We start from the raw sequence: 26,903 nt of genomic DNA, 5'->3' as shown, positions 1-26,903 counted from the left end.
CGAACCACACCTCGAAATGAAAGGTGACGACAGCCGGAGTATGGCAGAGGTGGGGATCGTTACATTTGCGACGGTCCTGTGAAGGGCTTTCTCATCTACAACCGCCGGTCAGATTCTTAACCGAGTGGCGCATTTTTCACGGGACTGAGCGGGGCCGCTTTAGTTGCACGGGAATATATGGATTGGTTGTTCCTCTATTCTACCCAGTTCCATGCATTTTTGATCTGAGCAAAATGTCCAGCCTCCAGTCGTCTTGCCGGAGACGGCCAGAACAATTTCACGACGGGGAGGAATGTTTGGATGATAGATATACCAACCATCCTTAAGAACAGAATCCGCAGGAGGGTCCATTCCAGCGCCGGAGCCTTTGATGCGGGCTTCTGACAATACAAGGCCCTGGGACGTGACATTCCAGAACTCCCGCCATGGCACTTTCTCAACGCTGTGCGTCCACGAAAGAATAAAACTTGTGGCGGCGATTTTCAGTACGCCGCCAGCCGTTGCAATGCAGACCGCCATCAACCGGATGTCGCGACAACGGAAGGCCGCGACCTCCAGAAATGCCATGCAAGAAAGGCCGCACAGGCAGCAAAGCCGAGCTCATCGCTATACGGATATGTCGCGAGCATGAGCGCAATAGCAGCAAACGCCCATATGCGCTCCCATATGTTCAGCGGCGTCCGAAGATGACCGATCGCGGCTGCGCCCCAGAGCAGGATACTAAGAAGCGCCTTGATGAACATATAGGCGAATGCAGGCCAGAAGCCGAACTTTTCCGAAAGAGGGCCTCCCTCCTGAAGCATGATGACTGGCTCGTATACTGCCATGAAAGGCACGGCGAACCCCGCGACTGCGATCCGGATCGCCTGCATGCCGATCTTCATGCCCGACTCTCGCGCGATCGGCGCCGCCGCGAAAGCTGCAAGCGCAACGGGCGGCGTGAGATCGGCCATGATACCGAAATAGAAGACAAACATATGTGATACGAGAAGCGGCACCTCGAGATGAAGAAGCGCCGGGCCGGCGATTGAGGATGTGATGATATAGTTTGGAATGGTTGGAATGCCCATCCCGAGTACCAGACAGGCAAGCATGGTCAGTATCAGCGAGAAGAACAGCGAGTTTTCTCCAACGCTGACAATCACACGGGCGAATGTCGAACCGGCTCCTGTGAGCGCCAGAACACCGATGATGACGCCAACCAGAGCACAAGCGATGCCCACCGGCAGCGCATTCTTGGCGCCTTCCGCGAGGCTTTGAAGACAAAGATTGAGCGTTTCTCGACCACCGCGCACCAGAAAATTTATCGCGACCAGAAGTGCTACAAGAGCAATGATCAGCGTAATGCCGCGTAGGGCATAACCGAAGATACTGAAGGTCGTACCAAATGCAGCGGCGGACATGACGCCGAGTGCGACCCAGAACAGCACACGCAAAGGCATAGATATGGAGCCGGAAACCGGCACACCAAGAATGATGAGGGCGGTCAGGCTAAGGCCGACCGTGCCTGCAAAAAGTGGCGTATAGCCGGAGAAAAGCAGCCATACCAATGCGACGAGCGGCAGAACCAGAAACCAGCGTTTTCTGATTGCTTCGAGAGCACTTGGCATTTCGCTTTTATTGAGGCCTTTCATCTTAAGGCGACGCGCCTCGAGATCAACCATCACGAAGACAGTTATAAAATACAGAATAGCAGGCACAATTGCCGCTTTGACGATCTCAACATAAGGCAGACCCAGCGTTTCGGCCATGATGAAAGCAACCGCGCCCATGACCGGGGGCATGATCTGGCCACCCATTGACGCCACAGCCTCGACACCACCGGCAAAGGCCGGGCGGAAGCCGGACCGCTTCATAAGCGGAATGGTGAACGCGCCCGTGGTCACGACATTGGCGACGCCAGAACCGTTGATCGTTCCCATCAAGGCAGAGGAGATCACCGAAACTTTTGCGGGGCCACCGCGCGACGCACCGACCGTTCCCATGGCAATGTCGTTGAAGAGCTGGATCATACCAGCACGTTCGAGAAATGCTCCGAACAAGATAAAAAGGAAAATATAGCTTGATGAGACATAGATCGGCGTGCCGTAAATTCCCTCTGTTCCCAGAAAAAGAACCTCGACGACTTGTTCGAAATCATAACCCCGGTGGTTGAACGGGTGCGGGAGATATTGTCCAAACAAGCCGTAAGCCAAAAAGATCGCGCAGATGAGAGGCAGGGTCCAGCCCATCATCTTTTTCCCAGCCCAGAAGACGAGAGCGACTACGAGAATGCCGATCACAATATCGAGCGTATTCGGTTCACCCGCCCTGATCACCAGATCTTCATAGAATACCCAATGATAAAGACTGAGTACAAAGGCGATGATGGCCGCCAGCCAGAACGCTGCTCGCTTTGCAGCGACAGTGCTCGCATTGGCGTAAAGGCCGAAAAGAAGCAGAAGCAGAAAGCCCACATGGACGGAGCGGACGACCTGACTTGGCAGTGGTGAATAAGCGGAAGTCCAAAGCTGGAAAACCGAAAAAGCCACGGCAATGGCAAACAGGATTTTTGCGCCTGTGCCTGTGCCCCAGGCGGGAATATGCTCGGCCGATTCTACGGCACTGTTCTCGCTCTGCGTCATGAACGGACCTTCATCAGATTGTGCATTTGAAATAAACAGTTACGGGAGCGATCCGATTAACAAAAATCGGCCCCCTTCTGTCAGGACAAGGAAGAAACCCGGGAAAATCACCCGGGTGCCAACCACCACGCAGAATTGCTGCCGGCCTATTCGATGCCTTTTTCCTTGTAGTAACGCAGAGCACCGGGATGAATCGGAACAGGAGATACGATGGTGCTTTTGTCGAGCTTGATTGCCTTTGCGGAAGAATGGGCAGCAGCCAGCTGGTCGAGATTCTCGAAGAACCCCTTGGTCATCTGGTAAACCAGTTCTTCATCCATATCGGGACGAACAATCAGATAGTTGATCACGGAAGCCGTCACGACGTCCTTGTCCTGGCCACTATAGGTATTCGCCGGGATTGTGTTGACCTGATAAGGCGCACCAATTTTCTCGATAACGTCTGCCGGAACCTCAACAACGTTGATGTCCACGGAGTTGGCAAGGTCGCGCAGCGAGGCGACGCCAAGTCCGGAAGATTGCAAGGTTGCATCCAATTGGCGGTTTTTCATCAGCTCGACGGATTCTGCGAAAGGGAGATATTCGATCTTGCCGAGATCGTCATAGGAAAGTCCGGCAGCCTCCAGAATGGTGCGCGCATTCAGTTCCGTTCCGGATTTTGGCGCGCCGACCGATAGCCGTTTTCCTTTGAGGTCGGCCAATGTCTTGATGCCGGATTCCTTGGAAGCGACGATCTGAACGTAATTTGGATAGATTGCCGCAAGCGTACTCAGATTGGTGAGCTTCTTTTTAAAACCAGCCGCCTCATTCCCCTCATAGGCATCACGCAAGGAATCGCCCAGCGTGAACGCCACTTCGCCGCGACCGCTGTTGATGAGATTGATATTTTCAATGGATGCCTTCGTCGCCTGAACCGAAGGACGCACATCAGGAATGCTGGAATAGATCTTTTCCATGGCGACGCCGAGCGGGTAGTAGACGCCACTGGTGCCACCGGTCAGAATGTTTACAAACTCCTCGGCTTTCGCTTGCGCTGCACCAAACACAAGCCCCAATGCGGTAGCCAAAGAAACAGTTGTTTTCCGAATAAAGATTTGCATATTTCCTCCTCACACCAATAAATTTTGCCATGGTGCAGACACCACGACTAAGCGGGAAGTTTTTTCAGATTACTTCCCCCACTGCATTTCATAAGGTCCTCCCACAGAACTGCGAAGACGCTAACGCATTCTGAGGAGAATCCAAAATGTTTTTGGCCGCAATTGCCCAGTGAGTTTAATTCTCCATGTTTGTTTTGAAGACGACGAGATTCTGCCACCGTTACGCCGATGCGCGACATACGGAATCATGCGCGCGGAAAGGCCGCGTTTCGACTAGGATCAAGGCCCGCTTGTGCCTGGGCCAGCAGTTAACTTGCCAGTGAGAGGTCTGTTAATTGTTCAAACCAGGATGGAAGCTGTGCGTTTTGACCTCCTACCATTTGAGTAAAACGCGCCCGCCAATCATGCCGAGAAAGCCTGTGATGGCGATGCCGAGCGTGTACCAGATTGCAATAAACGGCATTCCGGATTCTGGACAGTGTAGTGAATAGATGAGAACTCCTACGGCGCCAGCAACGATACCGGCGACAAGACCGGTCAGAGCAGGATTTGCCGGAGCAAGCCATCGCATCGCAGCAAGCAGAAATCCGAGCATGGGAAGAGCTATGAGAACAATCAACCACGGACAGACCAACGCTGTCCGCCCCCATATCAACACCTCTGCTTGTCCGGGCTCAGCGTTCAGCAGCTGGATTGATGCAGCACCTGCAAGACAAGCCGGAAGTATGGCCAGCGGCAACCAGTACAATCCCGTGCGAACGGGACGCGACAAGGTGAATAATGCGGGGATCAGTATCAATAAAAGCAGGACTGCGTAGCTGAATTTCATCCAATAGGCTGCCGTCGTCATAGCCAACAACAAATCGTGACGTACGCCAAGGAAAACCAGCATAATCGCAAGCCCGCCTGCAATGCCTCCCGTCGCATAGCGCAAGAAAAGCTGGCGCATTGCGTGAGGGCCAACCGGTTTGATATCTGCTGTCAGCTTGTCGATCAGATCATCGGTCACGCCCTTTGCCTCCAAATCTTTGCGCTATTGTTGCAAGACCGCGGTGGATGGCGACTTTAACCGCGCTCTGGCTCATGCCGGTGTCACGTGCGGCTTCATCTATGGATTGTCCCTCGATTTTTACTTTGCGGATCAAACCTGCGGTGCGTTCGGAAACACCGCTCAGCATCCTGTCCACGTCCATGCGCGCGTCGGTGGCTTCGGCTTCATCGGACACAGGAACATCTTCTTCCAGAGGTGTAGCAGTCTCACGCCCGTGACGGCGTAGATGATCGACAAGCTTGTGATGTGCAATTCCATTCACCCAGGGCAGAAACGCCATGCCTCGATCATAGGTTATGCGTCGGGTATGGATCGCCAGCAAAGTCTCCTGAATAAGGTCTTCAGCTTGCGATTTATCGCCGAAAAGACGCCGTAGAAAATATGGTTTCAGCCGGCGCGACAAATCCTCAAGCAAGGTCCGATAGGCTGCCTTGTCTCCGTCGAGCGCCAATATCATGAGTTTTTTCAACCTCTCTTCGTTCGAATAGGTCAGGTTACAACTCCCAATCACCGGCATATTCGTGAAAGAAGCGGAAAAGGTTACGTCTTCCGATGAGGTGATCACATCGTCGTGATCGGTGTAACCATTTGCCTCTGCCTGTCGAAACTCCTCCTGTTACGCGCCGCTGGCGCCCAGATGAACAGGAGTATCGTCATGACCATCAAACAGAACATCATCGTCCTCCCTGCGCTCGCCCTGCTTGCCGCTATATCTTTCACGCCGGTTTCTTTCGCGCAAGACGCGATGAAAACCGACACCATGAAGTCTGACACTATGAAGAAGGATTCCATGGGCAAGCATGACGCCATGAAAGGCGACGCCACGCATAGCGATACAAAAAAGAAAATGAAGAAACATGACGACAAAGCGATGAAGAGCGATGCCATGAAACAGGACGCGATGCAGCCCGACTCCATGAAAAAGCCTCAGTAATTGTTCTGGCCCGCCAGTCTTCCCTCGGGATTGGCGGGCAAATTACCGGAGCACAAAATCATGAAACAGCTCGTTTATCGCCAGCGTCTGCTGACGCGCCTCACACACTGGATTTGGGCCGCAAGCCTCTTTTTTCTGCTGCTGTCGGGGCTGCAGATATTCAATGCGCACCCAACGCTCTATCTCGGCAATGAATCCGGTTTCGACTATGATAATGCCGTTCTGGCAATTTATGCCGTCGATGGTGAAAGCGGCCCTGAAGGTCGTGTCGATATCTTGGGCAAAAGCTTCCAGACAACCGGTTTTCTCGGCGTATCGGGAGCCACAAGTGCTCCCGACTATCAGGCATTTCCACCAGCATTGACCATTCCGTCCTATCGCGATCTGGCAACCGGACGCGCGGTTCACTTTTTTTTCGCCTGGGTTCTGGTGGGCACGCTCATGCTATGGCTTGTCGGCAGCATTCTGAACGGGCATTTGAAGAACGAGCTGTTGCCATCTGCATTCGATATACAAAGCCTACCCATTGATTTTCTCAACCATCTCAAGTTTCGCTTCCAGCATGGAAAAACATACAATCCTATGCAGAAGCTGACCTATTGCATGGTGTTTTTCGGGTTTTTCCCGATCGTTATAGTTACGGGGCTGGCCATGTCTCCCGGCATGGATGCCGTACTGCCGCTGACGGAATGGCTCGGCGGACGCCAGACAGCCCGCACTCTTCATTTTTTGGCCGTTTTCCTGCTTTGCGCATTCGTCTTCGTTCATATCGTGATGGTGCTTGCGGCTGGTCCGTTCAACGAAATGCGATCGATGATTTCTGGCTGGTATTGCGCCGATCTTCCGAAAAAAGATGAGGACAGGCACCCATGAGCAAGCTGAATATTTCCAGACGACAGTTCCTTACTTTTTCCGGAGCCGCAGCCTCGTCCATTATGTTGAGCGGTTGTGATGCTTTCGATTTTGTCGGCGACAACGAAAGCGCTACGCGGCATGTCCTCGAAAAGGCGAACGATCTGACCTACCTCATTCAACGGCAACTGCAGGGACATAATGCACTTGCAAGGGAGTATGGGGAAAGCGAGCTGCGTCAGGGTCAAAAACCGAATGGTGAAACCAATCCAGCAACAGAAGAATATGAAGCACTTCGCGCTGCCAATTTCTCAAACTATGTTTTGCAGGTAACTGGTCTCGTAGAAAACCCCGTAAGTTTTTCGCTGGAGCAACTGCGCAACATGCCAGGGCGCACCCAGATCACCCGCCACGACTGCGTGGAAGGCTGGAGTACAATCGCCAAATGGACAGGCGTTCCCTTGAGCCAGATTCTCGATGTGGCACGCCCCACGTCATCCGCGCGCTTTGTCGTCTTCCACTGCTTCGATAGGGTAGACGGCGCGAAAGGGACAGCGTCATTTTATGGCAGCATAGATCTCATCGACGCCCGCCATCCGCAGACTATATTGGCCTACGGTCTCAACAATCAGGCCCTTCCGGTGGAGAACGGAGCTCCGCTTCGTCTGCGCGTAGAGAGACAACTTGGATACAAGATGAGCAAATACATCAAGTCGATTGAGCTCGTTTCAAGCTTTGCAGGTATTCAAGGTGGAAAAGGTGGATACTGGGAGGACTACGGCTATGACTGGTACGGTGGATTGTGAATGATTGAAATGCCCCGTCGGCAACTATATCGAAAAGGTAACCGCGTCAGATTGGTTTTCCGAGTTTCCAAGGCTAACCGTGTCGATGAGTGATGGATCTGTACGATTGAGAATAAGAGGTTCCCACTTGCGTAATAACCTCTCCCTATTGTGGACTTTAGCATGGTGTGCATTGCAGAGACACAAAGGAAGGACATACTGTCTGTCTGGCCGTTTAAGAAAGCCTAGATTCTGAGGATATTGATCGATGCGGGTGTTTTCTCCAGGTCGCCGAGAAACTTCATGTCGCTCTTAATCGAGCATTGAGAACGTCCACTACTTCCAACTTGGAAGCTAAAAGCTGACAGGCCACTCACGGCCCCTTTCCGGTCATTGGAAATGATCAGTCACGGCATTTTCGGACAATAGAGGCTGCTTCACTTCTGACTAGTGTTTTCCCTCTTTTGTAGTTCAATAAAAGCTAATAGAGCGCCGTGGACTTAAACCTAAAACACTAGCGGCTTGCTCAGACGTCAGCAGATGGTCAAGCTCATAGTTTGTTGAAAGGACGGACCTGACGTTAGCGGTTTTATCTTTTTGTGCCAAAGGCAGTGCCGCGCCACACCAGACACAAAAAGAGCTTGTGCAGAGACGCGGCACTAGGGCGACCATGTTGGGTCGTGTCTTCAAGTCGAAAAATGTCGGATTTTCAAGATATTAACTGGTGCCGCTTGCGTGACTCGAACACGCGACCCCATCATTACGAATGATGTGCTCTACCAACTGAGCTAAAGCGGCCCGGAACATTGCGTTCCAATTTCCCGAAGGAAGCCATCCGTTTCCGGCTGGACGGTGCGCTGATAACCAAAAGCATGGAGGAAAGCAAGGGCCAAATCAAACAATCTCGATGTTTGTTCAAAAGCTTTCACAAGATGCACATCGCGAGTGCCTGACAAGGCCGCACCAAACCTGTTTTGCACGGTGCAAGCGGTGAGGGTCGGAAAGTATGAGAACCGCGCCAACCGTCGAGCTGGCGCAGTCCCGTGACCGTCGCAGAATCAGGCGCCCGCGCAAAGACGCTGGCGAGCGTCCTTATATTCGCGCTCCAGCCGGTCGACCAATTGTCCGGCGGGTGCCACTTCATGGATCGCGCCGATGCCCTGGCCGCAACCCCAGATATCCTTCCAGGCCTTGGCGCCTTCCTGCTGCGCAGTCTCGAAGTCCATCTTGGAGGGATCGGCTTCCGGAAGGTTATCCGGGTCGAGTCCCGAATTGGCAATGGATGGCTTCAGGTAGTTGCCTGCTATGCCGGTGAAGTAGTTGGAATAGACGATGTCGGATGAACTCGAGTCGACGATCATCTGCTTATAAGCATCGGTTGCGCGCGCTTCAGTCGTGGCAATGAAGGGCGAGCCGATATAAGCGAGATCAGCGCCCATGGCCTGCGCAGCAAGGATCGAACCGCCATTGGCGATGGCGCCCGAAAGGAGCAGGGGGCCATCAAACCAGGAACGGATTTCCTGCACGAGCGCGAAGGGTGACAGGGAACCCGCATGACCACCGGCACCCGCAGCCACGGCGATAAGACCATCCGCACCCTTGCGGATTGCCGAATTGGCGTGGCGATTGTTGATGACGTCATGAAGGACGATGCCGCCATAAGAATGGATCGCGGCGTTCACTTCCGGTACTGCCCCGAGCGAGGAAATGACGATCGGCACCTTGTATTTCACGCAAAGGCCGAGATCGTGCTCAAGGCGCTTGTTGGAACGATGCACGATCTGGTTGACCGCGAAAGGAGCGGACGGTCGATCCGGATTGGCCTTATCGTAAGCGGCAAGCCCCTCCGTGATCTCTGCCAGCCACTCATCAAGCTGTGCTTCAGGACGGGCATTGAGCGCAGGAAAGGAACCAACGACGCCTGCCTTGCACTGCGCCATCACTAGGGCCGGATGCGAAATGATGAACAGGGGAGCACCAACCACCGGGATGCGCAGTCTGCTTTTCAGAATATCAGGCAAGGCCATGTTCAATCGTCCTCCGTGATTGACGTTTCCGTAAACGTAATAGTTCTAGCATCTCCTTGCCCAACGGCAATATCAAAAGCGCGCGAGCATGTCTGTCACCGTTGGCTACCTTCGACAATCGCGACGGGAGATGTCGAAACCAACGGATGCGAGTATTTCCACACACTGGCATGCGGTTGCGATCGAAATGCCGTGCCCAAAGGGAATCGCCGCTATACTTCAGGATGTTTCGCCCACCTGCAATGGGGGCAGTTCGGTCCTGTAAAACTATACGGATGGGGGAAAGCCGCAGTCAGAGTTAATATTTGGTGTCTCCAACATGCTTATCGGCTAGTCAAAGCGGGTGATGAACAGGTAAATGCCTTGATTCAGACGTTAATTTCGCTGAGGCTTATGAAATCGTCTGTATCGGGGATCGCTTGCTCTTGTTGAGGGCGTGACGAAATGGCGGGAAGAACGAACAAGGGAAGAGCAGCCTTTGGAAAGTATTGAGCGCGCGATCAGGAATGCATTTGCCAAGGCGGATGCGCATAATCCGGCGACCCGCCAGCGAATCTACGAATCCGCCTGGGGTGCGCATGAGCGCGCTCTTACGGCAAATACAGCACTCAGCGATGCGCAGAAGGAACAGCGCCGGCAGAAGCTGAAGGACGCTATTTCCCGGATCGAAGAAGAATTCAAGACGGGCGGCGAGGCGAACGACCGTCGCGAGCCGTCGCTCGACGCTCCGCACAGGGAAGACCCTATCCTTGGTGGCAGGACGGAAGAAGCATCGCCAGCACTCGACACCGGTGATATTCGTGCGACCTCGCGGCAGAAGAAGCGCAGCAGCGCCGACCTTGGCTATGAGGGCGGCGTGTCGCGCAAGGACCGTAGGAAGAAGAAACGCCATTCGCCTTTCTACAGCTATGGCATTCCGGCACTTGTGCTGGCTGTCGCCGCTTTCATCGGTTATTCGCTCTATAACAGCTTTATCGATCTGAGCCGTGGGCCGACGAACAATCCGCTGCATAGCGACGGTAATATTGCGCCCCTGAAGGAAGGCGAGGAGCCGGGCGGGCTGAAGTGGATCACCATCTTCCAGCCGTCCGAGGCGACACGCATGTCGGTCAAAGGACGTGCGACGGCTGAAATCAAACAGGAAGGCACGCGCAGTTTTGCCCGCATTCAGTCTTCCGGTGCTGAAGATACGGTCACATTCGATGTGGGCGAAGGTATTTTGAACCAGCTTGAAGGCAAGAAGGCGACCTTCGACATCGTGGCACGCGCTGACGACGGTAAGATGACTCAGATGTCGGTCAATTGCGATTTCGGGGGACTTGGCGATTGCGGGCGCAGGCGCTACGACGTTCGCGATTCCGCAAGCGACTTCCTGTTCGATATGGATATTCCGTCCGGCCAGAAGGCAGGTCGCGCAGGTACCATCACGGTCAACTCGGATTTGAGCGGTTCCGGCAAGCCGGTCAACATCTATGAAATTCGCGTTTCGACGGCTGCTGATTAGAGCGCATCCCGAAAAGTGTGAAACGGTTTTCGGATAAGATACGCGTAAAAACAAGAGATTAGAGCGCCTTTCAATCTGATTCCATCAGATTGAAAGGCGCTCTAATCAGGTCAGCAGCTTTTCCAGCATTTCAAGCCGGTCCGCTTCGCGGGGCGGCTTGTCCCATCGTAGTCGTGAAAACCGCGGAAAGCGCATGGCGACGCCGGATTTATGACGTGTAGAGCGGTTGAGCCCCTCAAAAGCCACCTCCACCACAAGGCCGTGATCCGGCTCGGCACGTACCGACCGCACCGGCCCGAAGCGCTCGGTGGTGTTCTCGCGCACAAACTTGTCCAGCAATTTCAGTTCTTCGTCCGTAAAGCCGAAATAGGCCTTGCCGACCGGCACCAGCACCGGCTCGTCTTCCGGTCCCGTCCAGACGGCAAAGGTGAAATCTGAATAATAGCTGGAACGCTTGCCGTGCCCACGCTGGGCATAGACGATCACGGCATCGACGGTGAAGGGATCTCGCTTCCATTTGAACCACGGTCCCTTGGGGCGTCCGGGCAGATAGGTACTGTCGTGACGCTTCAGCATCACGCCTTCGATGACGGGATGGGATGGATTGGCGCGAAACTCTGCCAGTTCGTGAAAATCGGCAAAGGGCAGGACGGGCGAAAGATCAAAGCGGCGCGGATCGAGCTTGGCGACGAAATTTTGCAGGCGGGCGCGGCGCTCGGAAAAAGGCAACGTGCGCAAATCGCTGCCCGTTTGCTGGTTTCCTTCCTGCAAGAGATCATAGGCTCGCACGAAAGCCGGATAATCTCGTAATTGCTTCGCGCTCACGGTCTTGCGGTTCAGTCGTTGCTGGAGATCGGAAAAAGTGGCTGTTTCTATGCCGGTTTCGCCGTGATGACCGACGAGTAGTTCGCCGTCGATTGCACCTTCGAAATCCATAGCTTCAAGAATATCCGGGAATGCGCCGGAAATATCGTCACCGGTGCGTGAATAGAGACGGCGCACGCCGTTTTCCGAGACGGCCTGCACCCGAATACCGTCCCATTTCCACTCTGCACTGTAGGCAGATGCATCGAGCAAGGGGATTTCCGCTTCATCAAGCGCCGTCGCCAGCATGACAGGGCGAAACGGTGCGGCTGCGGTGGCCGCAGGTTTTTCGCCTCTGCCTTCCAGCCAGGCGAAAAGCGCCTCATAGGGCGGTGACTGGCCGTGCCAGAGTTCCTCGATTTCCACGACGTTGACGTTGCCGAAATCAGCAAGGGCCTGTTTGGCCAGACGGGCTGAAACCCCGACGCGCAAACCGCCGGTAACGAGCTTCAACAGCGCGTAGCGTTCAGAAATGCCGAGCAGATCGAGCCATCCTGCCACGAGCATCGGGCCTTCGCGACGCGAAGCATTCTGCAATTCGTGCACCACGATCCCAAGTGGCAGATTTGCGCCGGGCGCGGTTTCGCTCGGACCGGGCCAGATAAGCGAAATCGTTTCGGCGAGGTCTCCAACATAATCATAGGAATAGGCAAAGAGCGTGGGATCGGTGCGCTCGGTTATCAGCGCCCTCAGCATGGCGGGTTTCACGCTTTGCAGTTCTAGATCGCGCGTGATTGCCGCCAATGCCAGACCGCGATCCGGGTCGGGCGTGGCGCGGAAATAGTCAACAAGCAGCCGGAGCTTGCCGTTGCGCTGCGGTGTCAGAACCAGTCGGTCGAGAAGTTCAGCGAAAGCGCGCATCAATCGCCCTCATCTTCATAGCCGACGAGATGCAGCGGCTTTGCCGGTATGTTCTGCAGTTCGCACCAGCGAACGAGCGCCTCTTCCCGTCCATGCGTGACCCACACTTCGGCAGGTGTAATTTCCGTAATTGTCGCCGTCAGCTCATCCCAGTCGCAGTGGTCGGAAATGACGAGCGGCAGCTCTACCCCCTGTTGCCTGGCGCGCTGGCGGATGCGCATCCAGCCGGAGGCGAAGGCCGAAATGGGATCGGGAAAACGCCGTGCCCAGCGGTCGGAGAAAGCCGACGGAGGACCGACGATGATTTTGCCTGCAAAATCCGGCTGCGCTTCGTCACGTTCCAGAGTGGCTGGTTCCAGAGGACCAAGATCGATGCCTTGCGACTGGTAATAATCGCAGATCTTTTCCAGTGCGCCGTGAATATAGATCGGTTCCGAGTAGCCAGCATTGCGTATGAGTTTGATAACCCGCTGTGCCTTGCCCAGTGAATAGGCACCGACGAGGTGGGCACGTTCGGGAAATTGCCGGGTTGATTTGAGAAGTGTTGCGATCTCGTGTGAAGCATCAGGGTGACGAAATACCGGCAGCGCAAAGGTTGCTTCGGTGATGAAGACGTCACAGGCGACAGGCTCAAAGGGCGCGCATGTTGGATCGGTTGCGCGCTTGTAATCGCCCGAAGCGACTATGCGGATTCCATTTTTTTCCACCGCGATCTGGGCTGAGCCGAGCACATGGCCTGCGCCATGAAAACTGACCCGCACACCGTTGATTGTCAGAGTTTCACCGAGGTTTATCGGTTGCGTGGTTTCGGCGAAGTTCGCGCCGTAGCGCAGCGCCATGATGTCGAGCGTTTCGGGCGTTGCCAGCACATGGGTGTGGCCAGAGCGGGCATGATCGGAATGCCCGTGGGTGATGAGTGCGCGTTCCACCGGACGCACGGGGTCGATGTAGAAATCACCGGGCGGGCAATAAAGGCCTTTGGGAGAGGAGCAGAGAAGCTGGTTGAAACGCATGGTTTCAAGATAGGTCACGAAGTTCGCGCCGAAAAGAGAGGGAGCTTGCATCTGCTGACAAAATGAGAACAAAAGTGAACAAACATCTTGGCGGCTTGCCTTGCTGCGATTAGATTGACGGCGTGACACTGAACCTGAAACCCGCTGCTGCTTCTGCCGCTTTTCCCTTGCCGGACCGTTTTCTTGAATGGTTTGCGGCCAAGGGCTGGTCGCCGCGCGCGCATCAGCTTGAGCTTCTGGCCCGTGCCGAACAGGGACAGTCTACGCTTCTGATCGCGCCCACCGGGGCGGGTAAAACGCTGGCCGGGTTTCTGCCTGCATTGGTGGATCTGGAAAAGCGACAAAGCAAAGCAATTCCAGGAAAAGTGGGAACCGGTTTTCCGTCCGGAATTGCGTCAAAATCCAAAAGAGGTGTTCATACACTTTACATTTCACCCTTGAAGGCTCTGGCCGTCGATATTCATCGCAATCTGACGGTGCCGGTCGAGGAAATGGGGCTCGACATCTCAATCGAGACTCGGACCGGCGATACGCCTGCGCACAAACGCCAGCGGCAGAAGCTGGCGCCGCCGGATATTCTGCTGACGACGCCAGAACAGCTTGCACTGTTGATCGCATCCAAAGGTGCAGAACAGTTCTTCAAGGGGCTGCGCTATGTGGTGCTGGACGAATTGCACTCGCTGGTGATTTCCAAGCGGGGGCATTTATTGGCGTTGGGGCTGGCACGGTTGCGCCGCTTGCAACCGCAATTGCAGACCATCGGCCTTTCCGCCACGGTGGCTGAGCCCGATGAACTGCGCCGCTGGCTGGTGGAACAGGACGCCACCGGGCCGATGGCCGGTCTTGTGACAGTGGATGGCGGCGCCAAGCCGGAAATCAGCATTCTCGATTCCGATGAGCGGGTGCCGTGGTCCGGCCATTCGTCACGCTATGCTATCCCTGACATTTATGAGGCGATCCGCCAGCACAAGACGACGCTCCTGTTCGTCAATACGCGCAGTCAAGCAGAGATGCTTTTTCAGGAACTCTGGCGGGTCAATGAGGACACGCTGCCGATTGCGCTGCATCATGGCTCGCTTGATGCCAGCCAGCGCCGCAAGGTCGAGCAAGCCATGGCTGCCAACACATTGCGGGCTGTGGTCGCGACCTCGACACTTGATCTCGGGATCGACTGGGGCGATGTCGATCTGGTCATTCATGTCGGAGCACCGAAGGGGGCGAGCCGCCTTGCGCAGCGCATCGGACGCGCCAATCACCGCATGGACGAGCCAAGCCGCGCCATTCTGGTGCCCGCCAATCGCTTCGAGGTGATGGAGTGCCGTGCCGCACTCGACGCCAATTATCTGGGCGCGCAGGATACACCACCCCTGATAGACGGAGCGCTGGATGTGCTGGCGCAACATGTGCTTGGCATGGCCTGTGCCGAGCCTTTCAACGCCGATCAGCTTTATCGTGAGGTGCAGAGTGCTGCACCTTATTCGAACCTTCCGCGAGACACGTTCGACCGTATTCTGGATTTCGTGGCGACCGGCGGTTACGCGCTCAAGACCTATGAGCGGTTTGCGAAAATCCGCAAGACCGCGGACGGCACGTGGCGGGTGTCCAATCCGCGTATCGCGCAGCAATATCGGCTCAACATCGGCACGATTGTCGAAGCGCCAGAGCTGAATGTCCGGCTTACTCGTGGCGGCAAGGGCGGAAATGCGCGTGGCGGACGTGTTCTCGGTCGCATCGAGGAATATTTCCTTGAGACGCTGACTGCTGGCGACACGTTCCTGTTTGCCGGAAAGGTGCTGCGGTTTGAAGGCATCCGTGAAAATGAATGCATCGCCTCCAATGCTGCCGGGCAGGATGCCAAAATTCCTGTCTATGCAGGCGGCAAGTTTCCGCTTTCCACCTATCTCGCCGCGCAGGTGCGCGCCATGCTTGCCGACCGCACGCGCTGGCAGTTTTTGCCGGAACAGGTGCGGGAGTGGCTTGAAGTGCAGCAGTGGAAATCCGTGCTGCCTGCAACGGACGAACTGTTGATCGAAACCTTTCCGCGCGGCAATCGCTTCTACATGGTCGCCTATCCGTTCGAGGGCAGGCTGGCGCATCAAACGCTCGGCATGTTGCTGACGCGCCGCCTGGAACGCATGGGCGCGCATCCGCTTGGCTTTGTCGCCACCGATTATTCGCTGGGGCTTTGGGGCCTCAAGGATATGGGCGCGCTGATCAGCACCGGAAAGCTCAATCTCACCCGGCTATTCGACGAGGATATGCTGGGGGACGATCTCGAAGCCTGGCTCGATGAAAGTTACCTTTTGAAACGCACTTTCCGCAATTGTGCCGTGATTTCAGGGCTTATCGAGCGCCGTCATCCGGGACAGGAGAAAACAGGCCGTCAGGTTACGGTTTCCACCGACCTGATCTATGACGTGCTGCGGACTCATGAGCCTGACCATATATTGTTGCAGGCGACACGCGCGGATGCTGCGACCGGACTTCTGGATATCAAGCGTCTTGGCGACATGCTGGCGCGTGTGAAAGGTCATCTGCTGCACAAGCCGCTCGACAGGATTTCTCCGCTGGCACTGCCTGTCATGCTCGAAATCGGGCGTGAGCGTGTGGCAGGCGATGGTGATGAAATGCTGCTTGAAGAGGCCGCAGACGACCTGATCAGAGAGGCGATGCAATGAAGACTGCGGTGTGGGGCAACGGAGAGGCCTACAGTCTGGCCCATACGCAAGTGCGTGGCGTTGCGGCTGTGTGCGATCCATCCGGCGCACTGTTCCTGCCCGATCTGCATATGCTCATCGTTTCCGACCTGCATCTGGAAAAAGGATCATCCTTTGCCCGGCGCGGTCAGCTCATCCCGCCTTATGACACAGCAGCGACGCTCGACATGCTGGCGCTGGCAATTGCGCGCTATCAGCCGCGAACTGTCATCAGCCTCGGTGACAGTTTTCACGATGCGACGGCCAGCGAGCGCCTGCCGTCGCTTTATGCCATCCGGCTGAAATCGCTGATGGAACATCGCGACTGGTTCTGGATTACCGGCAATCACGATCCGTATCGCCCGGTGGATCTGCCGGGCGATTGTGTGGAGGAACTGGCAATCGGACCGCTTACCTTCCGGCATGAACCATCGCGCAAGGCCGGGCAGGGCGAGATTGCAGGCCACCTTCATCCGGCGGCCCGCATCGTGCGGCGGGGACGGTCGGTGCGCCGCCCCTGTTTTGTAAGCGACGGCGAAAGGCTCATCATGCCTGCTTTTGGTGCCTATACGGGTGCGCTGAATATTCTGGATCGAGCCTTTCGGGGGCTGTTCGCCGACGAGAGCCTGCGTGCCTATATGCTGGGGCAGGGCAAGGTCTACCCGATTGCGCGCGGCGCGCTTTACAGTGGTTAATCTCGACGGAACAGAATGCGCCCAAACCAGCCGGTGAAAACGGCAAGGAAAACGGCGAACAGGCCGTAGAGAAAGCTGTTCTGGTGGGCGGCGTTGTAGATGCTCTGTTCAAAACCGGCCTTGACGATTTCAAGACTGGCATTGGCTTCACGCAGAAAAACACCGTTGCGGAACAGAAGAGCACGGGCCTTGTGGCGTCCGACCGGCACGTTTGCGGGCAGGTTCAACGTGGCGCGAAACAGGGTGCGGGAAATGAACTCCACGCCCCCGATGCGCTGCGTATAGAGGCCCTGGCGAATTTTCATCTCGCGCAGTTCGTTGCCGAATGTCGGGATGTTGCTCGACAGGCTGCCCGGATCTTCCGGGACGAGATAGAAGTTGCGCACGCCCACCGAAAGCTGCCGGTAGATTTTTTCCTCGGCAATGTCCTGTAGATTGCGGGTAGAGGCGAGCGAATAGGAGAGCGGGACGCCCATGAAGGTTTGCGAATCCGCATTCACCCAGACGCCGAGATAACGGTCCTTCTTGCGCACCACGAGATCGCGTGAGGGGCCTTGCAGCACGACGATGATATCGTAACGACCCTGTCGCTGGACCATCGGATCGGCATTATCGAGCGCACCGAATATGGTAAGATCAGTGCCGCCGAAATTCGATGTGATGGCGATGGTTTCCGTTGAAAGCCCGATCTCGATGGTTTCGTCGGCGGGGTTCTGCAATTGCGGAACCGTGTTGCCGTTGCCACTGGAATCGACCTGCGCCAGCGCACTTCCCGCCATCAGAAGGAACATTAATGCGGAGGAAAGCGTAAGGCTCCGCATGTCAGATATCCGCAATCGAGATGGAAAACAGATTGTCGGGCCGCACAAACAGGCCAAAGGCGAGACGCAGGCCAACGGCGAGCACGAGAAGCGCCAGCAGAAGGCGCAACTGTTCGCCGCGCAGCTTTTGTCCTGCGCGTGCGCCATATTGTGCGCCGATAACGCCGCCAACCATCAGCAGGAAGGCGAGCACGATGTCGATGGACTGGTTGGTCGTTGCCTGCAGAACGGTCGTGACCGCAGTGACAAAGGTAATCTGAAACAATGAGGTTCCGACAACCACATTGGTCGGAACATGCAACAGATAGATGAGCGCCGGAACCATGATGAAGCCGCCGCCGACACCCATTACCGATGACAAAAGACCGATGAAGAATCCGATGCCGAGAACCGGAATGATGCTGACATAGATGGTCGAGGCGCGAAACCGCATCTTGAACGGCAGTCGGTGTATCCACGTGTGCTGGCCGGACCGTCTCACAGCGCCAGCCTGGCCTTTTTTCACGCGCCGGAGCGCTCGCAGGCTTTCCACCAGCATCAAGCCGCCAACGGTGCCGAGAAAGAAGACGTAGAGTATGGAGACGATCAGGTCCAACTGGCCGAGATCGCGCAGCCACGAGAACACGAAGATACCGACGAGCGAACCCAATACACCACCCGCCACGAGAAACAGGCCGAGCTTGATATCGAGCGTTCGACGCTTGAAATGCGCCAGCGCGCCGGAAACCGACGAGGCGATGACCTGATTGGCGCCGGTGGCGACTGCGATTGCAGGTGGAATGTTATAAAAGATCAAAAGCGGCGTGATCAGAAAGCCGCCGCCGACGCCGAACAATCCGGAGAGAAAACCCACGGCGGCGCCCATGCCGAGAAGAACCAGCATGTTGACCGACAATTCCGCAATGGGAAGGTAAATACCCAATTCCGAACCCGGCTTTCACCAACGCATGACACACAGCTGCTTGCGGCCGCGCTTCTCCGCAAGATGTTGCACCCTACTAAAACATCTCCGGCAAAATTATGAAACTGTTCTGCGTACGGAAATGCATGAAAACAAGTAGTTAGGCTTAACTCCACATGTGAGTTTCAGCCCTGCCACTCCTCATAATGTCTTGCTCTGTCGCCGCCGCGAAGTCAAACGCCGATTGCCGATAAACTTATCTCGCGGAACTCTATTTGAGGAAAAATGCGGGGTGTTGTTTAAGAACAACAAAAAGAGCTCTGAAGAGTGCTGAAAACCGCTATTTCTGGTATAATCCCATAAAATATATAGGAAATACATGGACGCATACTGGCCGCGATGCACTGTGGCTCAGTCGGTAGCGTTCTGGCGATTACTGATGATGATATTGATATCTTCTTTCGGTGTGATGACGGAATAACCAGATGATGGATAAAACTGCGCACGGATTGAAATGTTGTCGGACATTTTACTGTCGGTCAGGCTGCCGTTTTTGATGACATAAAGATAGGGATTGGTCAGGTTCACGCTGAAATTTCCAGCAAAGCGACTGCTGGACTTGAAGCCGAAGCAGTTCATGCTTTCGGCATAGTAGTTGCCATTCATTACATTCCATTCTTCCATGGGGCTGGACCGTGTCAGACAGGTCTTCTTGCCATCTGGTGTTGTGAAATTCGCATTGAACGATACGGCTATGAAGATGTTCTTCAGCTCGAAACTGCCGGATAGGACTTTGAAAATGGATTTGTAGGGATGAATATCCTCCGCCGGGATAAGCTGCTTGTCGCCGGATGAAATCTCGAAGTCGATCGCATCCCCCTGGAAATTTTTGATATCCTTGTCGAGCGCGAGGGGAATCTTCGCGATGATCCCGTTTTCCATGTCGTTGTTTACGTGCAAGAGCATCGTCTATCCCCTCGTTGATAGGAGGTAGATAATAAGCCTCGACGAGTCGATTCAACCTGTCACTTTTTTCAGACGCCTGTGATTGAAACGAGAAAGGGCAGCACATGCTGCCCTTCAAAATCCAAGTTGCGTCAATGCGTTATTTATTCTTCTCAAGAAGAAGCTGAACCAGTTTCTGGTCAACGTCGCCGGTGGGCGTCTGCCCGTTTGCCTTCTGGAAGGCAGCAATCGCGGCGCGGGTCTTGCCGCCCATCAAACCATCGGCGGTGCCGACATCGTAGCCGTTCTTCTGGAGAATAAGCTGGATGTTGCGAACAGCCTTCTTCATATCCACCGAGCCGGTGGTGAGCGGCTTGTTTTCCGCCCATGCATCCGGGACGTCAATGGAGTTGGTCGCCTGATCGAGCGGCTTGGCCTTCCAGAGCTTGACCAAATCCTTGGCGCGTTCGAGCTGTTCCGGCTTCATTGCCTTGGCAATCTGGTCGCGCTTGTCGGCGGCATCCTTGTCACCGGCATTGGCGGCGAGCGAGAACCACTTGTAGCTTTCTTCCAGATTGACCGGCATGCCCAGTCCCTTGGCCGCAAGGATGCCGAGATTGAACTGGCTGTCCTTCACGCCGAGTTCGGCAGCATCGGTGAACCAGCGCACGGCGGAGGCATTGTCCGGGTTGCCATTGGCGCCGGTTGCGAAAAGGACGGCGAGATTGTGCATCGCGCTGGCGTTGCCCTGCTGAGCCGAGAGCTGGTACCAGGTCTTGGCCTTTTCCAGATCGCGGGGCATGCCAAGGCCCTTCTCGTTGAAGTTGCCGAGACGATATTGCGCGGGTGCAAAGCCCTGACCGGCAGAGATTTCGTACCATTTCGCCGCCTTGGCAAAGTCGGCGGCAACGCCACGACCTTCCATATAGCGATTGCCGACTTCGAACAGCGCGCGGGCGTCGCCCTTGGCCGCAGCTTCGCGAAGCGCTGCCGGACCGGCTTCTTCCGGTACAGGCGGAATGGCCGTCTGAGGTTGTGCGGCAGGTTCGGCTGATGCCGCCGTTTCAACGGGCTTCACCGGATTGGCGATTGTTGCGGCAGGCTGTTCAACCTGTGTCGGGATTTCCACCGCTGCCTGCTGCTCATCTGCCGGTGCCGGGGTTTCTTCCTGTACAACTTTCTCCGAATGCGGCTCCGTAACCGGAGGCACTGCTGCGGGGGCGGACTGCTCGAGCGCGGGTGTCGTGTCCGATGCGATCTTCGCGGCGATTTCGTCGGCTGGTGCAGACGTGTTTTCGGTTGCAGTGGTGTCGATCTGCGGCGGTACTGTATCGATTGCCGTTTCCACCGGCTCATCACGGTTCAGGAAGGCAGAGCCGATCTGCAGACCGGCCATGGCAATCATCACGGCACCGATTGCCATCAGGATCGGCTTGCGCTGACGCTGGATCATATCGCCGACTGACGACTTCTTCTTGCCGGTGCGCTTGGTTGCGCCTTTCTGAAGCTGTTCGGATTCGGCGGCGGCAAGCTGGGCGGCACGCCGGGCTGCTGTGATGAAGTCCACCTTGCCGTTGGCGGCAAGGGCTGCATCGGCAGCATTTTCGCGCTGGCGACGCTCTTCGCGCACCCGCTTCATAATCGAATTGAGATCCGGCATGCCTTCGCCTTGAGGGCGAGGGGACGGGATCGTCTCCAGCTCCGGCTCTTCGCGGGTGATCGGCTCAATGGCGGCAAGATCACTTTCGAAGGCTGGTGCATCAAGCGTCGTGTCGAAAGCGCTGGCTTCCAGCGTTTCGTCGCTCTTTCCGACAGACTTGTCAGCGCGGCGACCACGTATCGCCTTGGCAAAACCGCCGAAAAGCGACGACTTGCCAGCCGATTCAGCTAACTGCATATCGGCGGGACCGGCTTCGCTCTGAACGGTTGCAAAAGCTGCTTCGGCGGCTGCTGCCGCCGGTGAACGCGGCGTCGATGGGCGCGGTGATCCAGCGTTGGGGCTGGTGAAGACCGGATTTTCAGCGTCCGGCGTGTCTGATTTACCCGCCACGTCCTGCTCAAGCCTGGCCAGACGATCAACGATCTTGACCAATGTGTCGTGGACGGTCTCGAATGTCTTGCCGTTGCGCTCGTCGGAATTACGCGCCAGGGCTTCCAGCGATTTCATGTCGTCGGCGAGTTGCCGGGCGATTACGCTGTCGCCATGCGATCCATGCTGCAGAACACGCGCGACTGCACTTTCGGCAGCTTCACGCGCTGCATCCAGCACTGTTTCGCGATTGGATGCGATGGAACGTTCGATAGAATCGAGACGCGGCTTCAGTTCAGCGATCTCGGCTACAGGTTGCGCGAGATGATGGGCGATATTTGCGATCTGATCTTCAAGGCTGCGGATCGCCTTCATGTCCAGTCCCGGACCTTCATAGGTCGGCGCCTGAAGAAGACCCAGCGAAATCTGCTGCGAGAGATCGTCCAGACGACCTTCCAGCGTGTGTATCGCACTGTTGTCGACATGCTGCGTGGCGTATTGCGTGTCGAGACGCTCGGTCAGTTCTGCAAAGCGACGGTCGATCGTGTCCAGAACAGAAGGATGCGGCTCTTCGGCCCGGCGCTCGGCAGCTTCGAGCTTTTCGCCAATGGCTTCGAGGCGCGCCTCGACGGCATGGTAGTCGGACTGGCTGAGATTCTCCATAACCTTGCCGACCTGATTGGCAAGCAGGTTGATCTGGTGTGCGAGCTGGTCGATGACACCGTCCGGCAGCGCTGAGCCGCCTGAAAGGCCGTCGATGCGCGAGGAAAGTTCGCCGAGCTTGCGATAAAGCGTGTCGGAATTCTGCTGCGTTGCCGAAGTGGCGAGTTGTTCTGCGAGTTCCGCCAGACGGTTTTCGATGCGCTCCAGACGGCGTGCGCCGTCCTGATCCGGGCGCTGGGCGCGGCTTGTGGCAATGATGGCGCGGCTGATCTCATCCAGCCGCTCATCGATCTGCTGCAGGCGGTTCTGCTCCAGCGACGACACATGTTGCGGGCTGAGCGACTCCTCGATGGAACTAGCGAGCTGGCCGATGCGATCTTCGATTGCACTCAAGCGGTTGGACTGGGGCAGGGTGCCGATAGCATCGCGCACCTGCTCAAGCCGCGAACCGATGGCATCGAGCGCTGGGTCAACGGCGTTATGACGCTGCTCGAATGCCTCGAAACGCGCGTCGAAGCGGTCCCAGCGATTGTTCAGACGGTGCAGGGTTTCTTCGCGGGCAAGGCTCTGGACCGTGCGGTTGAGTTCTTCGAGCTGGCGGCGAAGCGCCTGCGCATTGGCCTCGCTGCTGCGGTCGGCGAGAAGGCGGACGCTGTCGCTGATACGGTCGAAGTCGTCGCTCATCCGCTGCGAAAAGCCTTCTTCGCTTGCGGCGCGCTGAATGCGGGTCATCTCGCGGCTGGCCCGGCTGACCTCGGCACTTGATGCATAATTCTGTTCCGGCTCTTCATGGCTTCCGCGCATGCGGCGCAGGTTTTCGGCAATCTCTGCAAGGCCGGTGACTGTTTCGTCCGGATGGCGAACCGGCTGACGTTCCGAGCGCAGAATATTGCGCATGTCGGGGGTATCGTCCTGTTCGAGATCCATCAGGCGCTTTTCAAGGCTCGCCAAAGTGCGGTTGAGTTCTTCCATGGCTGGCGAAGGCGCCCGGCGCTCACGGCGGGCGTTCAATTCGTCAATGATGGATCGTGAACCTGACGCCAGATCTGGGTTTGCCATGAGAAATTCACTTTTTCCAATGATAGAGACCGCCGGAAGCAAATTCTGCGACGCAACTGGCAAGAATTTGCTCTGCTTACATTTGTCCAAACGTGGTAAATAACTCGTTAATATATGCGGCTAAGTGCGTGCTTTAGTGGGTGCAGAAAGGCATCCCACGGTTGAGCGGGTTGAATTCGGCAGGTCGAAGGCAGTCCGACATGAAAAGCGGACCTATCGGGTATGGAAGATGCGTGAATCGCGGCGGCAAATGTAAATCGAAGCTGCGACACTGACAGCAATGTCAATGTGGGCTGTCATCAACAGTGGTTCCATCGCGCAATCGCGCGGTGACCGGGCGTTTCCGGGGGCGGAAACAGGGTAGAACATGAGTAAACAAACAAACGCGCCAGGGCAGGTGGCAGATATAGCGATTGCAGATCTGCTGACCGGTGCAAGCGGGAATGCACGAAAGGAAAATCAGTCAGGCGGTCGGCTATACCGGATCGGAGATCTCGCAGAAGAGTTCGACCTGACGTTGCGGGCCTTGCGCTTTTACGAAGACAAGGGACTGCTTAATCCGCGTCGTGCGGGTGTGACGCGACTTTACGATTACAACGACCATACACGCTTGCGTCTCATCCTGTTTGGACGGCGCATTGGCTTCACGTTGAGCGAGATGGGGCAACTGATCAGCGTGTGGGAAAATGGCACCACCGATCCGGCGGAAACAGAAGGCCTGCGCACGCGCTTCAAGGAAAAACTCCTGGAACTTGAGATGAAGAAGGACGAGATCGATCGGTCCGTTGAAGAGCTTCGGGCCATTCTGGCACGGATGGAGCGACCAATACGCTGATTGCACGCATCTGGCACAATTAAATGTGGCTGCCTTTGTCTGGATGATGGGACAGACAAGGGCAGCCTATTCATTCGTAATAAAAAATATAATCAAAAATCAACGCTTCCAGAATGCAATCCAGACCTTGACGCCATACGGGGGAATGACGGAATGGCCTAACCCTGTATCAGTATTATACAAGCCGTTTTGCATTCTCCGCTTTCCTCTACAGGCGTGTTTCAGTCTAATTGACCAACACAGATGTTGCTTGCAAAGTGAGAACGGATTGCGCTTAGCAATATGAAAAAGTTTAAAAACCTCCTGTTCATTGAAAACACGGCCATCTTAACTGGATTTAGATCGATCTTAAAATAGCAATTTGCTGGGTAAAATTTTTCAATCGGCGACGCCTAATTTAATTATTACTAAAAAACAAAATGTAATTTCCGGATAGCTGATTTATCTGCCAGGCGATCTCCCAAAGCCAGAGGCTTGGGAGTTCTGGAGAATATGTATTAACTCGTGAATCGCTGCGCTCGTTCTGGAGCAATTTGAACGATCAAACTACTGTTCGCAATTATTCGACCTCATCTTTTTAGTTTGGGTATATTTGCGCACACTCGAATGTGTTGCCTCAGCCAGTTCGTCCGCGTGAGCGCCACCTGCAAGGGGAATGTTTCAGCCTGTCGCAGGAAGTGTACCCTTCTGCCGGAACTTCGACATATCAGCCCGGTTATTTCAGCCTTGCGACTTAACGCGAAAGTGAGGCTGAAAATGAAGAAAGCTCTTGTTCTGACCGTAGCGGCGTTTCTCGCCAGCTCCGGTTTTGCGCTGGCACAGGATCGAGTGCTTATCGAAGTGCCTCAGGCAGCGCGTGATTATGTTATCGCAAACCCTTCGGACCCGGTCGTCATTGAGGGCGATATCAGTGACGGCTATGTTCTACCCGATGCTATCGCGGTTCGTCCGATCCCTGACAATCCCGATTTCGGTTACGTCTATGTCAATGGTGAGCCGGTGATTGTTTCCATGCAGAACCGCCAGGTCGTTTATTATACCGAAGGGCCGAATGCCGGGCCGCTGGTTCCAAACGAAGTTGTAACCTACATCGAAACCAATCCGGTCGATCCGGTTGTCATCGAAGGCGACATTGCCGAAGGCACGGTCATCCCGGATGATGTGCCGCTGGTCGCCGTTCCTGAGCAGCCGGCCTATGCCTACGTCTATGTGGAGGATCGTCCGGCGCTGATCGATACGCAGACGCGCCGCGTTGTATGGGTCAAGTAAGCCTTGGGCGGCAAATGGATAGAAGAAAGGCGGCAATTCTGCCGCCTTTCTTTCCGGTTACATGTGGTGCATTGATGCCGGGCCGACAAAATCGGCGTGATCATCGCCGTTCAGATTGCTCTGCCAGTCAACGACGACCCGTTCACCAGGCCGTACATTCGGATGATAAGGCGGATAGAGTTCGAAGCTCTGACCGTTGGTCAAAGTGACGACCTGGCTCGCCCGATCATAGGATTTCAGTGTGCCTTTAGTGAAATCTTCTGCATGTGCAGCAAATGAAAACAGCGAAACACCTGCCGCAATGGCAGCCATAAGGTGGTACCGCATTTCAATTATCTCCCGAATAGCGCCAATCGGATTGCGCTCCTCCGTGGGATCGTCAACTCGCATATTCATTCAACTATGCCGGGCCGATCCGCATCTATTGAGGTAGCGATGAATGTGCCTGGTTCCATAGCGAACCCGATCAAAACAATTCACGCCCGATCACAGCTCCGCGACTGGAGTTCACGGGCCGAAACACGTGTCTTTCGCCCGCAATAGAATTTGAATTGTAAATTTTTGTTCGCCGAAAATGTTCAATATTTTTTGGTATTTCTGGCACGCATATGGCCCGATTTCCGGTGTTATTGAAAGAATTATAGCGAAATCGAATTGATGGCGAAAAAAATAAAATTAACCTGCTACCCTTGTAGAGGGTGGAATAAGGGTATATCTATTAAAAATCGATTTTGTCATCGAACGACAAGGCGCATAAAGCGCCATGACTTTTCTTTCAATTTCGTAAAATCGCGACGAAAATTATTTCGTTATTCTTCAACCATGCGAATTGAAAGGAATTCTCTATGGCAAACGGAACAGTAAAATTCTTTAATAGCGGCAAAGGCTTCGGATTTATTCAGCCTGACGATGGTTCGCCGGATGTGTTTGTTCACATCTCTGCAGTTGAGCGTGCAGGTATGCATACGCTCAATGAAGGCCAGAAGGTGAGCTTCGAGTTGGTGGCGGATCGCCGTTCCGGCAAGAAAGCCGCTGATAATCTTCAGGCGCTTTAACTCGGGCGCTAAGTTATTGTCTCCGATCTTTGACCACGGATGTACTGGCACTGATTGTTGAGGCGATTGAAAGGTCGGGTTTCTCCCGGCCTTTTTTTATTTTGGAGTGCATCCTAGTGTGGTGGATTTGAATCCGAAATTCGTTCGCAACCCCGCTCCAGAGTAATACGAATTTTGGATTCGCCACACTAGGGCCAAAACCCAATCAGACTCTTGATCATACTGGCACTCCGTGATTCACTCGCTTCTGCAGCGGGAGTTTTGGACCATGGCAGGAGAATTCTGGCTTGATGACCAGCAGTGGGCAATGATTGCGCCAT

At 55.2% G+C, this 26,903-nt stretch carries 22 protein-coding genes and 1 tRNA gene; 9 read left to right on the top strand and 14 right to left on the bottom strand.

From position 1 onward, the window contains the following. Positions 1-159 precede the first annotated feature (159 nt). The 5 genes from F9K91_RS17175 to F9K91_RS17155 form a co-directional block, all read right to left on the bottom strand. Entirely contained in the window at positions 160-519 is a 360-nt protein-coding gene (locus F9K91_RS17175; protein WP_151555658.1) for a DUF1850 domain-containing protein, read from the bottom strand. Continuing rightward, positions 519-2,624, bottom strand: coding sequence for a TRAP transporter permease (locus F9K91_RS17170; protein WP_151678295.1), 2,106 nt, complete (start codon positions 2,622-2,624; stop codon positions 519-521). Before F9K91_RS17170 ends, F9K91_RS17175 begins: the two co-directional genes overlap by 1 nt. Before the next feature lie 146 nt (positions 2,625-2,770). Beyond that, entirely contained in the window at positions 2,771-3,724 is a 954-nt protein-coding gene (locus tag F9K91_RS17165; RefSeq protein WP_151555586.1) for a TAXI family TRAP transporter solute-binding subunit, read from the bottom strand. A 373-nt stretch (positions 3,725-4,097) separates the two neighbouring features. After that, positions 4,098-4,733: an NrsF family protein gene (locus tag F9K91_RS17160; RefSeq protein WP_151678294.1), complete on the bottom strand. Its 636-nt coding sequence runs from the start codon at positions 4,731-4,733 to the stop codon at positions 4,098-4,100. After that, the gene (locus tag F9K91_RS17155) at positions 4,723-5,232 is read right to left on the bottom strand and encodes a sigma-70 family RNA polymerase sigma factor (RefSeq protein ID WP_151678335.1); all 510 of its coding nucleotides are present in this window, start codon (positions 5,230-5,232) and stop codon (positions 4,723-4,725) included. Before F9K91_RS17155 ends, F9K91_RS17160 begins: the two co-directional genes overlap by 11 nt. A gap of 198 nt (positions 5,233-5,430) precedes the next feature. Between F9K91_RS17155 and F9K91_RS17150 the strand changes: the two genes are divergently transcribed. The 3 genes from F9K91_RS17150 to F9K91_RS17140 are packed head-to-tail and all read left to right on the top strand — an operon-like array spanning position 5,431 to position 7,367. Beyond that, the gene (locus F9K91_RS17150) at positions 5,431-5,709 is read left to right on the top strand and encodes a pentapeptide MXKDX repeat protein (RefSeq protein ID WP_151555589.1); all 279 of its coding nucleotides are present in this window, start codon (positions 5,431-5,433) and stop codon (positions 5,707-5,709) included. A gap of 60 nt (positions 5,710-5,769) precedes the next feature. Beyond that, positions 5,770-6,582, top strand: a complete 813-nt coding sequence (locus F9K91_RS17145; RefSeq protein ID WP_151678293.1) for a cytochrome b/b6 domain-containing protein — start codon at positions 5,770-5,772, stop codon at positions 6,580-6,582. Beyond that, positions 6,579-7,367, top strand: a complete 789-nt coding sequence (locus tag F9K91_RS17140; protein ID WP_151678292.1) for a molybdopterin-dependent oxidoreductase — start codon at positions 6,579-6,581, stop codon at positions 7,365-7,367. The genes F9K91_RS17145 and F9K91_RS17140 overlap by 4 nt, the downstream gene beginning before the upstream one ends. Before the next feature lie 701 nt (positions 7,368-8,068). On the opposite strand, the gene F9K91_RS17135 is transcribed toward F9K91_RS17140, so the two are convergent. Both F9K91_RS17135 and F9K91_RS17130 read right to left on the bottom strand, forming a co-directional pair. Beyond that, positions 8,069-8,144: transfer RNA gene (locus F9K91_RS17135), tRNA-Thr, on the bottom strand. A gap of 260 nt (positions 8,145-8,404) precedes the next feature. After that, positions 8,405-9,373 (bottom strand): NAD(P)H-dependent flavin oxidoreductase, encoded by a 969-nt coding sequence (locus F9K91_RS17130; protein ID WP_151678291.1) that lies wholly within the window; start codon positions 9,371-9,373, stop codon positions 8,405-8,407. Positions 9,374-9,851: 478 nt separating this feature from the next. On the opposite strand from F9K91_RS17130, the gene F9K91_RS17125 reads away from it, so the two are divergent. After that, positions 9,852-10,877 carry a hypothetical protein gene (locus F9K91_RS17125; protein WP_061346898.1) on the top strand — a complete coding sequence of 342 codons (1,026 nt, stop codon included), beginning with the start codon at positions 9,852-9,854 and terminating at the stop codon, positions 10,875-10,877. Positions 10,878-10,982: 105 nt separating this feature from the next. Here the strand turns inward: F9K91_RS17125 and F9K91_RS17120 are convergent, their stop codons facing one another. After that, positions 10,983-12,602 carry a cisplatin damage response ATP-dependent DNA ligase gene (locus F9K91_RS17120; RefSeq protein WP_151678290.1) on the bottom strand — a complete coding sequence of 540 codons (1,620 nt, stop codon included), beginning with the start codon at positions 12,600-12,602 and terminating at the stop codon, positions 10,983-10,985. Continuing rightward, positions 12,602-13,615, bottom strand: coding sequence for a ligase-associated DNA damage response exonuclease (locus F9K91_RS17115; RefSeq protein WP_151678289.1), 1,014 nt, complete (start codon positions 13,613-13,615; stop codon positions 12,602-12,604). The genes F9K91_RS17120 and F9K91_RS17115 overlap by 1 nt, the downstream gene beginning before the upstream one ends. Positions 13,616-13,737: 122 nt before the next feature. Between F9K91_RS17115 and F9K91_RS17110 the strand changes: the two genes are divergently transcribed. Together F9K91_RS17110 and pdeM are read left to right on the top strand one after the other, a co-directional pair. Further along, positions 13,738-16,293 carry a ligase-associated DNA damage response DEXH box helicase gene (locus tag F9K91_RS17110; protein WP_151555596.1) on the top strand — a complete coding sequence of 852 codons (2,556 nt, stop codon included), beginning with the start codon at positions 13,738-13,740 and terminating at the stop codon, positions 16,291-16,293. After that, positions 16,290-17,006: a ligase-associated DNA damage response endonuclease PdeM gene (gene pdeM / locus F9K91_RS17105; RefSeq protein WP_151678288.1), complete on the top strand. Its 717-nt coding sequence runs from the start codon at positions 16,290-16,292 to the stop codon at positions 17,004-17,006. The genes F9K91_RS17110 and pdeM overlap by 4 nt, the downstream gene beginning before the upstream one ends. On the opposite strand, the gene F9K91_RS17100 is transcribed toward pdeM, so the two are convergent. The 4 genes from F9K91_RS17100 to F9K91_RS17085 form a co-directional block, all read right to left on the bottom strand. Then, the gene (locus tag F9K91_RS17100) at positions 17,003-17,827 is read right to left on the bottom strand and encodes a TIGR02186 family protein (RefSeq protein WP_151555597.1); all 825 of its coding nucleotides are present in this window, start codon (positions 17,825-17,827) and stop codon (positions 17,003-17,005) included. The genes pdeM and F9K91_RS17100 overlap by 4 nt on opposite strands. 1 nt (position 17,828) lies before the next feature. Then, a complete protein-coding gene (locus F9K91_RS17095; RefSeq protein ID WP_029376011.1) occupies positions 17,829-18,710 on the bottom strand; it encodes a sulfite exporter TauE/SafE family protein in 882 nt (293 codons plus the stop codon). A gap of 429 nt (positions 18,711-19,139) precedes the next feature. Next, positions 19,140-19,694 (bottom strand): hypothetical protein, encoded by a 555-nt coding sequence (locus F9K91_RS17090; protein ID WP_151678287.1) that lies wholly within the window; start codon positions 19,692-19,694, stop codon positions 19,140-19,142. A gap of 139 nt (positions 19,695-19,833) precedes the next feature. Further along, on the bottom strand, positions 19,834-23,424 hold the full coding sequence (locus F9K91_RS17085; protein ID WP_151678286.1) for a peptidoglycan-binding protein: 3,591 nt from the start codon (positions 23,422-23,424) through the stop codon (positions 19,834-19,836). Between the two features lie 367 nt (positions 23,425-23,791). Between F9K91_RS17085 and F9K91_RS17080 the strand changes: the two genes are divergently transcribed. Both F9K91_RS17080 and F9K91_RS17075 read left to right on the top strand, forming a co-directional pair. Beyond that, on the top strand, positions 23,792-24,259 hold the full coding sequence (locus F9K91_RS17080; RefSeq protein WP_151555600.1) for a MerR family transcriptional regulator: 468 nt from the start codon (positions 23,792-23,794) through the stop codon (positions 24,257-24,259). A gap of 756 nt (positions 24,260-25,015) precedes the next feature. Then, positions 25,016-25,528 carry a DUF1236 domain-containing protein gene (locus F9K91_RS17075; RefSeq protein WP_151652378.1) on the top strand — a complete coding sequence of 171 codons (513 nt, stop codon included), beginning with the start codon at positions 25,016-25,018 and terminating at the stop codon, positions 25,526-25,528. A 57-nt stretch (positions 25,529-25,585) separates the two neighbouring features. Here F9K91_RS17075 and F9K91_RS17070 read toward each other — a convergent pair whose 3' ends face one another. Beyond that, positions 25,586-25,855, bottom strand: coding sequence for a hypothetical protein (locus F9K91_RS17070; protein ID WP_151555602.1), 270 nt, complete (start codon positions 25,853-25,855; stop codon positions 25,586-25,588). A 518-nt stretch (positions 25,856-26,373) separates the two neighbouring features. Here F9K91_RS17070 and F9K91_RS17065 point away from each other — a divergent pair. Then, positions 26,374-26,583, top strand: coding sequence for a cold-shock protein (locus tag F9K91_RS17065; protein ID WP_061346907.1), 210 nt, complete (start codon positions 26,374-26,376; stop codon positions 26,581-26,583). Positions 26,584-26,903: the final 320 nt, after the last annotated feature.

It is taken from the genome of Brucella tritici, from assembly GCF_008932295.1.
Lineage (GTDB): Bacteria > Pseudomonadota > Alphaproteobacteria > Rhizobiales > Rhizobiaceae > Brucella > Brucella tritici.
This window is presented reverse-complemented; position numbering and strand designations above follow the sequence as displayed.

Excerpts from the sequence above, each read along its gene's own strand:
- F9K91_RS17085 (WP_151678286.1), bottom strand. The coding sequence starts at position 23,424 with ATGGCAAACCCAGATCTGGCGTCAGGTTCACGATCCATCATTGACGAA.
- F9K91_RS17070 (WP_151555602.1), bottom strand. The coding sequence starts at position 25,855 with ATGCGGTACCACCTTATGGCTGCCATTGCGGCAGGTGTTTCGCTGTTT.
- F9K91_RS17090 (WP_151678287.1), bottom strand. The coding sequence starts at position 19,694 with ATGCTCTTGCACGTAAACAACGACATGGAAAACGGGATCATCGCGAAG.
- F9K91_RS17165 (WP_151555586.1), bottom strand. The coding sequence starts at position 3,724 with ATGCAAATCTTTATTCGGAAAACAACTGTTTCTTTGGCTACCGCATTG.
- F9K91_RS17155 (WP_151678335.1), bottom strand. The coding sequence starts at position 5,232 with ATGATATTGGCGCTCGACGGAGACAAGGCAGCCTATCGGACCTTGCTT.
- F9K91_RS17140 (WP_151678292.1), top strand. The coding sequence starts at position 6,579 with ATGAGCAAGCTGAATATTTCCAGACGACAGTTCCTTACTTTTTCCGGA.
- F9K91_RS17115 (WP_151678289.1), bottom strand. The coding sequence starts at position 13,615 with ATGCGTTTCAACCAGCTTCTCTGCTCCTCTCCCAAAGGCCTTTATTGC.
- F9K91_RS17095 (WP_029376011.1), bottom strand. The coding sequence starts at position 18,710 with ATGCTGGTTCTTCTCGGCATGGGCGCCGCCGTGGGTTTTCTCTCCGGA.
- F9K91_RS17145 (WP_151678293.1), top strand. The coding sequence starts at position 5,770 with ATGAAACAGCTCGTTTATCGCCAGCGTCTGCTGACGCGCCTCACACAC.
- F9K91_RS17150 (WP_151555589.1), top strand. The coding sequence starts at position 5,431 with ATGACCATCAAACAGAACATCATCGTCCTCCCTGCGCTCGCCCTGCTT.
- F9K91_RS17120 (WP_151678290.1), bottom strand. The coding sequence starts at position 12,602 with ATGCGCGCTTTCGCTGAACTTCTCGACCGACTGGTTCTGACACCGCAG.
- F9K91_RS17130 (WP_151678291.1), bottom strand. The coding sequence starts at position 9,373 with ATGGCCTTGCCTGATATTCTGAAAAGCAGACTGCGCATCCCGGTGGTT.
- pdeM (WP_151678288.1), top strand. The coding sequence starts at position 16,290 with ATGAAGACTGCGGTGTGGGGCAACGGAGAGGCCTACAGTCTGGCCCAT.
- F9K91_RS17080 (WP_151555600.1), top strand. The coding sequence starts at position 23,792 with ATGAGTAAACAAACAAACGCGCCAGGGCAGGTGGCAGATATAGCGATT.
- F9K91_RS17075 (WP_151652378.1), top strand. The coding sequence starts at position 25,016 with ATGAAGAAAGCTCTTGTTCTGACCGTAGCGGCGTTTCTCGCCAGCTCC.
- F9K91_RS17170 (WP_151678295.1), bottom strand. The coding sequence starts at position 2,624 with ATGACGCAGAGCGAGAACAGTGCCGTAGAATCGGCCGAGCATATTCCC.
- F9K91_RS17065 (WP_061346907.1), top strand. The coding sequence starts at position 26,374 with ATGGCAAACGGAACAGTAAAATTCTTTAATAGCGGCAAAGGCTTCGGA.
- F9K91_RS17175 (WP_151555658.1), bottom strand. The coding sequence starts at position 519 with ATGGCGGTCTGCATTGCAACGGCTGGCGGCGTACTGAAAATCGCCGCC.
- F9K91_RS17100 (WP_151555597.1), bottom strand. The coding sequence starts at position 17,827 with ATGCGGAGCCTTACGCTTTCCTCCGCATTAATGTTCCTTCTGATGGCG.